Source organism: Coleofasciculus sp. G1-WW12-02, from assembly GCF_040219735.1.
Taxonomy (GTDB): domain Bacteria; phylum Cyanobacteriota; class Cyanobacteriia; order Cyanobacteriales; family Coleofasciculaceae; genus Coleofasciculus.
Genome location: NZ_JAVJRX010000018.1, coordinates 23,469 through 33,584, shown reverse-complemented (window position 1 = coordinate 33,584; position 10,116 = coordinate 23,469). Strand labels below are relative to the sequence as shown.

The 10,116-nt window shown below is 44.4% G+C and carries 4 protein-coding genes; 1 reads left to right on the top strand and 3 read right to left on the bottom strand.

The annotated features are described in order from the left end of the window. Positions 1-417 precede the first annotated feature (417 nt). On the top strand, positions 418-555 hold the full coding sequence (locus RID09_RS02590) for a hypothetical protein (RefSeq protein WP_446334391.1): 138 nt from the start codon (positions 418-420) through the stop codon (positions 553-555). Positions 556-692: 137 nt separating this feature from the next. Here RID09_RS02590 and RID09_RS02585 read toward each other — a convergent pair whose 3' ends face one another. The 3 genes from RID09_RS02585 to RID09_RS02575 all read right to left on the bottom strand — a co-directional run bounded on the left by RID09_RS02585 (position 693) and on the right by RID09_RS02575 (position 10,104). Continuing rightward, the gene (locus tag RID09_RS02585; protein ID WP_446334390.1) at positions 693-4,235 is read right to left on the bottom strand and encodes a GAF domain-containing protein; all 3,543 of its coding nucleotides are present in this window, start codon (positions 4,233-4,235) and stop codon (positions 693-695) included. Between the two features lie 368 nt (positions 4,236-4,603). Beyond that, on the bottom strand, positions 4,604-6,658 hold the full coding sequence (locus RID09_RS02580; RefSeq protein WP_446334389.1) for an AAA-like domain-containing protein: 2,055 nt from the start codon (positions 6,656-6,658) through the stop codon (positions 4,604-4,606). Between the two features lie 80 nt (positions 6,659-6,738). Further along, positions 6,739-10,104, bottom strand: coding sequence for a WD40 domain-containing protein (locus RID09_RS02575; protein ID WP_446334388.1), 3,366 nt, complete (start codon positions 10,102-10,104; stop codon positions 6,739-6,741). Positions 10,105-10,116 lie beyond the last annotated feature (12 nt).

Sequence of the window (10,116 nt, the reverse complement as noted above, 5' to 3'; positions counted from 1 at the left end):
GAGAACTATTCATAAGGCAGACGGCTATGAATACCAATCCTGAAAACAATGATTCGCTATCGATCAATTTCAATGTTGGCGGCAATTCCCCTCCCGCTAACCTTCGGTATAACGGGAGTCCCCTTCCCGCATTAAAGATGGTTAGCGCCATGTATCCTAAAATGCAGTTGTGATAAGAATAGCTCATCCCCAGTTCAATTAAATCACTGACTCTTAAGTTATCACTCGCTTTGAGTATAAATGCAGATAGGCTGACTCAAGTCAACTGAGTGAAAACTAGCATTCGGTTGAGCGAACTAGAGCCAACGTCTTCTTTTATCCTAAATTGGGGATGGGTTAACAACTGTTCACCCTTATTTATCAAGAACATATTTTGAAGCGGTTTTGACGATAACTTGTAGAAAGCGGAGGGAAGCTATGACGGTTTTAGAGCGAGTACAGGAAATGTTTGATTATCTCTGGGGAGGTGTCAAGCGAATCTTTGGCGCTACCGATGACGAATATCCAGAGACAGGTGTTCAACCCTTTGAAGGTGATCCTAAGGAACGGCGATAAATTACCACAGGTTTAATATAGCCATCCTGTTTGAGTTGTGAAATGCAGATGCTCAGATCCCCGACTTCTTGAAGAAGTCGGGGATCTTGTCCTCATTCATTTATCGATGAGGAGGATTTAACCCTTGATTTTGGTTACTAAAGCGACGCTCTAGACAGTCTACCCAAAATTTCACTTTTTAATACATCCTGCTGTTGATTGCTTTGAACAATCACGGCGACTTGATTATTAAATATCTCAATATACCGTCGATCGCGTTCATTAAAACTTGTCTTAAAATAATCAGGAACTTCAGGATAATCAGCGGAGTTATCCTCAGAAAAATTCCCCGGTTTGCGCTTGTTGAGTAACTGCGTCACTCCCAATAACTCCCCATCACGACTTAAAACCGGCATACAGAGCAAACTATAGGTGCGATATCCAGTTTCTAAATCCATTTGTTTGGCGTGTAATGCGCCAACATGGTCATACAAGTCATAGGAAATCATCATCAGTTTACCCGATGCTGCCACTTGACCCGCAAAACCCGTACCAATTTGACAGCGAATTTTCCCAACACCAGGAAGTTCAGTCCATAAATCACCACGTTGGCGATCAACTAGCCAAAGGATACTGCGATCAGCATTGGTCAAGTTTTGCGCCGCATCCATTACTTTTTGCAGAATTTCCTGGGATGTCCAATTCCCTTGACTAATCGAACTAATGGCTAGCCATAACGCATCGATGGCTTGTCGCCCCTGAATGATACGCATTTCTCGATAAAAAGATTGTACCCCTTCCAGAATGGGGAGAATAGAAGGGACAGATTGAGCCAGTTGCTTTTCATCGGCTTTCCTAAACCCTTTAGGGTCAATGCGTTCAGATAACGGTGCGCCGCGATCGCTAGTGGGTTTCAGTTTATTGTACAATTCCATAATTGCCACCACATTCTGCTGCGAATTGACGATGGGATAGACTAAATGACTATGAATAAGATAGTCCTCAACTTGAGGGGTAGCCGTTTGAATTAATGTCGAGAGGCTTTGATGCTTATGATTCACTCGATGTCGCGTCAATTTGAATGTCAAGTCAAAATCTTTTCCATCAACAGCAATCTGGACTTCCCTAATTTTGCCAATTTTATCATCAACAATCAACGACCAAAACTCCTGATGATCGCTATTCAAGATAAAAATTGTACTTCGTTCAGCATCTAGGGACTTTGCCACCGATTTGGCGACAAAATTTAGCATGTTGTGCATGACTTCATCACTATGGTTGCCCACGGCTTGACTTAGCATAACTAGGGTATTGTGAACCCCTTCTTTGGGTTGAATTTGGGCAAGCTGTTTTAATGTTTCATGGGTTTGGGCATAGTGCAGAATCACACCCACTCGCTCGTTAAACACTTGCATCGACTGGCAGTCATGCTCATCAAAACTCGCTTTAAATTGTGCAGGCGGTTGGGGCCAATCTTCAGGTTTATAGGACGGAAAATGTCCTGATTTACGTTTATTAACTAACTGCGTCACGCCAATTAATTCACCATCGGCGTTAAATACAGGCATACAGAGTAAACTACAGGTGCGATAACCCGTGGTGCGGTCAAATTTTCGAGAATTTGTTGCATCAGGATGATCGTAGAGGTCAAAGGGAATATTTAGGGGTTGACCCGTTTTCGCCACTTTACCTACAAATCCCACACCGACAGGGACTCGCATTTGGGTCAAGGAACCATCAGCTTGGGGAATTTTTGTCCACAAATCATGGCGATCGCGATCCAAAAGCCATAAGGTACTGCGATCAGCATTCATGAGTTTCTTTGCCGCGTCCATCACCCGTGGTAGGATTTCTTGAATATCTAAACTACTCTTATCGAGAGAACGAGTGGCTTCTGCTAAAGCGGCGGTTGCTCGCAGTTTCTTTGTGGCACGATAACAGGATTGACAGCTTTCTAGAATGCGGCGAATTGCTGGAATAAATTCTGCCAATTGCTTTTGGTCACGTTGGCTAAATCCGTGGCGATCAATTAACCAATTTCCCTGATTATCCAAGTGTTTAGAGCGCTTTAATTTGTTGAGTAATTGAATAACGGCAAGGACTTGGTGGTTTTCATTGGTAATTGGTAATGCTAATACATTATAGGTATAATAATTATACTTTTGGTCATATTCTTTAACCAAATCAGACCGAGAATCTTGGTAAACATTCGACCGGATATTAATTAAGTTTCCAGTTTTGGCAACTAGACCCGCAATTCCTTCCCCTAATCGTACCTGAATATCTAGAAATTCACTTCCTTCATTCTCAGCCACGACTGACCAAAGTTCGGTTTTATCTTCATTGAGTAAAAAGATAGTCGATCGATCGGCGCTGAGTAAATCGCCGATTTGTAAGGTCACGTCTCGCAACACCTCATAAAGCGCCTGCGCCGAATCTCTACCATCGGCGACACAAGCTAGTTGAGAGACTAATAGTTTTCGCTCCAGTTCAGCCAGGGTTTTCTGAAATTTGGCATACTGAGGTTCGGGTTCTAAAGCAGCCAGGTGTTTTTTTAGCCAACTGGGGTTAAAAACTGACCGATAAATGCGATTGTGAACTTTTAAAATTCCCCCTTGCTTGACCACTAATCCTGACAGTCGCAATTCCATTTGTTCGGGACTCTCATCAGCAATAATTTCTTCGCATCGATTGGGGGATGTTCTCAACTCCGATATTCCCCGGATCGGGGATGAATGAGACGAGGATAAGATTTTTTGGTAAAGCTTTAAAAGTGGACGAGTGCGTTGTTCATTTCTGAGCAAGCGATCGCGAATGGTGCGTAAATGCTCCGGTTCATCGTGGCTTTCCCAGTTTTCCAGAATGCGCGATCGCACGAGTTGCTCAACCCAGTTAGATTCTTGTCCGAGCGGCGGTGCATCTTCAGCTTCGACGATTAGCTTGCAGAGTTTCTGGGTTAAAAAGGGTTGTCCCTGTGTCCAACTGAGTACCGCTTTCATCAGTTCCTGGGAGTTGGCGGATTTGACGGTTAACCCTTGGGTAATAGGTTCAGCTTCGTCTAAGCGAAAACCCGTCAATTCAATCGCTTCTCCACAGTTGAACGGAAGACTATAGGCTTGGGAACGAATTAAATCTGTCGGCGACGCCACGCCTAAAATGGCAAAGGTGAGGCGGTTATATTCCGGTTGATCGGCACGATTATTATGACAAGCGCGAATTAAACCAAAAAAGTCATTCACAGAAAATGGCAAACGGAGAACACTATCGACTTCATCGACAAAGATAATTAATTTTTTTCCTAAAAGTGATTCATGTTTGAGGAGAACATCTTTAATAAATCGCACCAATCCCTGGGTACTGGATAAGCTTCCATAGTTGCACCACCAGCTATCAAAGTCGCCAATTTTATCCAGGAGATTAAAACTATCGGCTAGGGTATAGGTGATACTGCCATAAAATTCACTTGGCGTAATATCGGGACTAATAATTTCAGTTAAATCAATTGCAGCACAGGCAATTCCTTCCGACTGGAGTCGCGTCATCGTTTGCACTCGCAAGCTAGACTTCCCCATCTGTCGAGAGTTCAGGACATAACAAAAGAGTCCAGCTTTTAAGGCTGTATAGAGAGCGCGATCGGCTTGTCGCCAAACATAGGTGGGAGCATCAGCCGGGAGACTCCCACCGACTTTATATTCATACATGCTTTACTGAATAAGTCTGGTTGTGGAGGTAGGATGCAGGGGAAGCATGTTCCAGATGTGCCATGGCACTATGGCAAGCAGGGGGAGCAAACATCGAGTATTCTTTGGTAAATCCTCGATAAATCCATAATAATTTGTTGAAGCATAGTTTCCCAAGCGATTTGTTTGTCGGGAGTTGAGGACATAAGTGGTCGGACATAAATAAACAGCTCGGTGTTAAGAAATGTAAAAACCGCACAAATTGTTATGTCACAAGCGTTACAGCAATATTTACAAAACTTTATACATTTCCCAAAACTTTTGTCCTACTACTTAACAAAATTCCCCATTTAAATTTGATACCGTTTCTATACCATAGAGAGTGATAACTACTTCGAGTATCGTTTGATGAATCGTAGATAAATCCATAATAATTTCTTTAAGCCTAATTTGCCAAGCAATTTGTTGATTATGCTGTTTTCATTAACTGTCGCAACCCTCTGCCCATCAGGACTAAAATTCAAACTAGTAATTCCCGTTTCACCTTTCCATTGATCTAACTGTAGTCCGGATAAGTCCCAAACTTTGATCATGCCGTTTTCATTAACAGCAGTAATTCTCTGTCCATTGGCACTAAAGCTAACGTTGAACCAGGTAACGGGCAATTTTATCTGAGTACGGGTAATAGAAACATTAAAAAATTGACGATCTAATTGAACTAACAGTTGTCCCGATAAGTTACAAATCATGACAAAGCTGTCACCTGCCATCGCTAAATACTGTCCATTCGGACTAAAGGTTACACAACTGATTCCTACCTGATGAGTATTAAATTCAGCGATTTGCTGTCCGAATAAATGCCAAAGTCTAATTTTTCCATCCTCTCCAGCCGTAGCAATATGCTGATTATCTGGACTAAAAGTTACACTCCTCACTCCTGGTTTAGGAAGCTCCAGTTGAGCTATCTGCTGTCCAGATTGATTCCAGAGTAAAACCGTACCATCTAGTCCAGCAGTGACTAAGTTCTGCCCATCCGAGCTAAAACTTATGTTGTTCACTCCATACTGATGCGCTTTGAATTCATTCCGCTCTCGGATGTGATCAAGAATCGTTTGTAGCGCCAATACTGGACGAACGGTGGGATAGTTTTCTAGGCAGCAATTATCCTGGACTAGGGAATACAATGCCTGTCCAGCTTTCATGGCTAACAGTAGAGCTTTGATTTCCTGTTTGGCAAATAAGGCTAAAGCTCTATCGGCTAACTGTAACGCCCTAGCCGCTATTTGATTAAATCTCTGAATTTCTATTGGTGATTGTGTCAGTAATGGTGTTTTCTTTTGGTGTAAATTCGCTTCTACTAATATCTCATCGACCCAATTGTTGTTAAAAACTGCCTGATAAATCCGGTTGGCGACTCTTAACTTTCCCTGCTGTTTTACCACTAACCCAGACAGCCGTAATTCCATCTGTTCTGGGGTGTCCTTGGCTTTCACTTCTCCTTGGTGTAAAATCTGTTGATAGATGAGCAGTAAGGGTTTCTGGCGCTGACTCCACTTGATGCGATCGCGGATTGTTCTCAAATGCTCCGGTTCATCGGCGGTTTCCCAGTTTTCGATGATATTTTCCCGTACTAACGCCTCTATCCCGTTCGATGATTTGAGAGTATGGGATTCTGACTCTTGCACAATTAATTTACACAGCTTTTGGGTCAGAAACGGCTGACCCCCTGTCCACTCCAATACCTCAGCGATTACCTGTCTAGGATGGCTGACAATTGTCTCTAATCCTTGCACCAATGGACTCACTTCATCCAAGTTAAACCCGCTTAATTCTATTGCTGTGCCAATATTAAACGGCGTACTCAGTGTTCTGGAGGCGATTAAATCTGAAGGCGTGGCGACTCCCAACAGGCAAAAGGTGAGACGTTGATAATCTGAGTTATCTACCCGTTGGTTATAGCAAGCCCGGAGCAAGGCAAAAAAGTCATCCCGAAAGGGAATTTTTATGATACTATCGATTTCATCAATAAAAATAACGATGGTTTCAGATAACTCAATTAGGAGAACATCATCGATAAATTCACTCAAGCGTTGTACCGGAGATAAAACTTCGCGATCGCGCCACCAGTTGCTAAAGTTAATCTTCCTGGAAAGTCTAAACCCACGCAACAACTCAGACACCAATCCCCCATACCATTCTTCTGGCGTCACATGACTACCAATGCGAGTCATATCAATCGTGGCACATTTGACACCTTGGGCTTTTAGCTTTTTTGTCATCTGCACCCGCAAGCTGGATTTACCCATCTGCCGAGAGTTGAGAACGTAGCAGAATTCTCCATTCAGCAATCCCTGATACAGATCAGAATCAGCATTTCGCACTACATAAGTAGGATGCTGATACTCTAGACTTCCCCCAACTTTGTAGTAGTTCTTCTCTGACATGATATAAATTATAGTTAAATTCTCTGACCAATAAATGAAAAGTGGAGTGTTTTATCGAACGGGGCAACAAAGTTGAACGGCTACTGGCAAACCTCTAGTTTTTCTAAGGCTTTCGGATGAGTAACAAAGTAATAGTTGAGCCAATTGCAGCCTCGATAGAGCATTTCATTTAATCCCTCAACCTGCCACTTCCTGGCGGTGCCATCATTGGATGCAGTGGCAAGGTACTTTCCGTCGGGGCTAAAACTAACACTCGTTACTGCACGCTGATGCCCCTTAAATTCTGCTAGCGGGTTACCCCATAAATCCCACAACCGGGCAGTACCGTCTTCACCAGCCGTGGCGATATACAGTTCATTGGGGCTAAAACTCACACTCCTTACCCAACCCTGATGCCCCTTAAATTCCGCAAGCGGGTTGCCAGATAAATCCCATAATCGGGCAGTACCATCATGACTAGCCGTGGCGATGTATTCTCCAGTGGGGCTAAAGCTGACATTCGTTATCCAGTCTTGATGCCCTTTAAATCCCGTTAGCGGGTTCCCCGATAAGTGCCAGAATCGAACTGTGCCATCCTCACCAGCCGTGGCGATATACGGCTCATTCGGGCTAAAACTGACACTGGTTACCCAGCCTTGATGCCCTTTGAATTCGGCTTTTTGCTTGCCCGATAAGTCCCACAGTCGGGCAGTACCATCTGATGAAGCCGTAGCCATGTATTGCCCATTTGGGCTAAAGCTAACATCGGTTAACCAGTCCTGATGCCCTTTGAATTCGGCTTTTTGCTTGCCCGACAAATCCCACAATCGGGCAGTACCGTCTTCCCCAGCCGTGGCAATGTATTCTCCATTCGGGCTAAAACTGATACGGGTTACCCAACCCTGATGTCCCTTAAATTCAGCCTTTTGATTACCAGACAAGTCCCACAGTCGGGCAGTGCCATCCGATGAAGCCGTAGCCATGTATTGTCCATTGGGGCTAAAGCTAACACTGGTTAGCCAGCCCTGGTGTCCTTTAAATTTAGCTTTTTGGTGGCTAAACAAATCCCACAACCGAACAATACCGCCCTCACTCGCTGTGGCAAGGTACTCACCATTGGGACTAAAACTGACACTGGTTACCCAGCCCTGATGCCCTTTCAACTCAGCGATTTGATTGCCAGACAAGTCCCACAACCGGGTAGTGCTATCGTCATGGGCAGTGGCAATATACTCACCATTCGGGCTAAAATCGACACTCAAGACTGTACCCTGAACCCCCCCTTGAAATTCAACGAGTTGCTTCCCAGACAAATCCCACAATCGGGCAGTACCATCAGCCGAAGCCGTGGCAATGTATTCACTATTGGGGCTAAAACTCACACTCAAGACTTTGCCTTGATGCCCCCGGAATTCAACGAGCTGTTTCCCCGATAAGTCCCACAATCGGGCAGTACCGTCTTCCCCAGCCGTGGCAATGTATTCACCATTGGGGCTAAAACTGACACTCCAGACTTGACCTTGATGCCCCCTAAATTCAACAAGCTCTTTCCCCGATAAGTCCCACAATCGGGCAGTACCGTCTTCCCCAGCCGTGGCGATGTATTCTCCATTGGAGCTAAAACTGACATGGGTTACCCAACCCTGATGTCCCTTTAATTCAGCTTTTTGATTGCCAGATAAGTCCCACAGTCGGGCAGTGCCATCTGATGAAGCCGTCGCCATGTACTTACTATTCGGACTAAAACTGACATGCCATATTCTTTGCTGATGCCCTTTGATTTGATTCCGTTCTCGAATGTTGTCAAGAATTTGTTGTAGGGCGACAACGGGACTGGTGGTAAGTTCCTCTGGGAGGAGACGACTATCTTGCGCCTGCTTTTGCAAAGCTTGCCCTGCTTCCATGGCTAAAAGTAACCCTTCGATTTCGTCACCCCTACTTTCAAACCGTTGCAAAGCTTGAAAACTGACCCGTTCGAGTCGAGTACTTTCCATCGTCTGTTTTAGTTCTCTAATCACTAAGTTGACGACGATTCCTGCAACTCCTGCGCCAAATAACGAGACGAACAGGATGCCCAAGCCCATGCGAATCGTGCGTTGGGCTTTATGTGTCGCCTCAACCAATATCTGATTTGCCTGTTCGACTGCCTCCTTCTGTTTTCTCTCTAACTCCAAAGCCATTCGTTTATCCAATTCTTGGCTAGCCGCTAAAAAGTGATAATCGCGATCGCTTAAACTTTTATTAGTTGCCCACGCCAAGGCTTCTTGCAATGCCTGCCCCTGCAACAGCCGTGATTGAGCTTGACAGTTTGATTCCTCCCAGGCAGTAATTCCCTGACTATAGGGTCGCAAATTGGCTAATTCTTTCTCCACCCAACGACGGTTAAAAATCCCAGCATAAATGGGGTTATAAACTCTTAAATATCCCTGCTGTCTAACCACCAACCCCGTCAGTCGCAATTCGACTTGTTCCGGACTCTCGTCTGTGGGGATTTGTCCCTGCTGTAAAATATGTTGATAGAGTCCCAGTAATCTACCTGCACGCTGTTCATTTGCCAGGATGCGATCGCGTATCGTTCTTAAATGCTCCGGTTCATCCCACGCTTCCCAGTTTTCGATAATACACTGTTGCACTAACAGCTCAATCTCTTTAGTCGCCGATGGATTATCGGGATGGAATTCCTGACCCCTTGTATCCCATTCTTGAACAATGAAAGAACATAGTTTTTGAGTCAGAAACGGTTGTCCTCCTGTCCAATCCAATACCTCAGTTAAAACCGCTTCAGCATTCTCTACGTAATTCTGCAATCCTTTGATTAAAGCTGACTTGGCTTCGGCAAAAGTAAACCCGGTTAACTCAATTGCCTGACCAATATTAAACGGTGTCCGCTGTTTGTCGGCGATCAAATCCGATGGCGTAGCGACTCCCAACAAACAAAAGGTGAGGCGTTGATAGTCGGGATTATCCACCCGTTGATTATAGCAAGCTCGGATAAAGGCAAAAAAGTCATCTTTGAACTTAATTTTCAGGATACTATCGATTTCATCGATAAAAATAACGATGTGATCAGATAACTCAATTAACAGTACATCATCAATAAATTCACTCAACCGTTGTACTGGGGATAAAACTTCGCGATCGCGCCACCAGTTGCTAAAGTTAATCTTCCTGGAAAGTCGAAACCCGCGCAATAATTCAGACACCAATCCGCCATACCATTCTTCTGGCGTCACATGGCTACCAATGCGAGTCATATCAATCGATGCACATTTGACACCTTGGGCTTTTAGCTTTTTCGTCATCTGCACCCGCAAGCTTGATTTGCCCATTTGCCGGGAGTTGAGAACATAGCAAAACTCTCCGTTGATTAATCCCTGATACAATTGAGCATCCGCCTGTCGCACCACATAAGTCGGGTGCTGATAGTCTAAACTTCCCCCAACTTGGTAATAATTGCTATCTGGCATAGTTTAATTATT

What these genes read in the sequence shown, in the direction of transcription:
- RID09_RS02580 (WP_446334389.1), bottom strand. Translation starts at nt 6,658, where the DNA reads ATGTCAGAGAAGAACTACTACAAAGTTGGGGGAAGTCTAGAGTATCAG.
- RID09_RS02575 (WP_446334388.1), bottom strand. Translation starts at nt 10,104, where the DNA reads ATGCCAGATAGCAATTATTACCAAGTTGGGGGAAGTTTAGACTATCAG.
- RID09_RS02585 (WP_446334390.1), bottom strand. Translation starts at nt 4,235, where the DNA reads ATGTATGAATATAAAGTCGGTGGGAGTCTCCCGGCTGATGCTCCCACC.
- RID09_RS02590 (WP_446334391.1), top strand. Translation starts at nt 418, where the DNA reads ATGACGGTTTTAGAGCGAGTACAGGAAATGTTTGATTATCTCTGGGGA.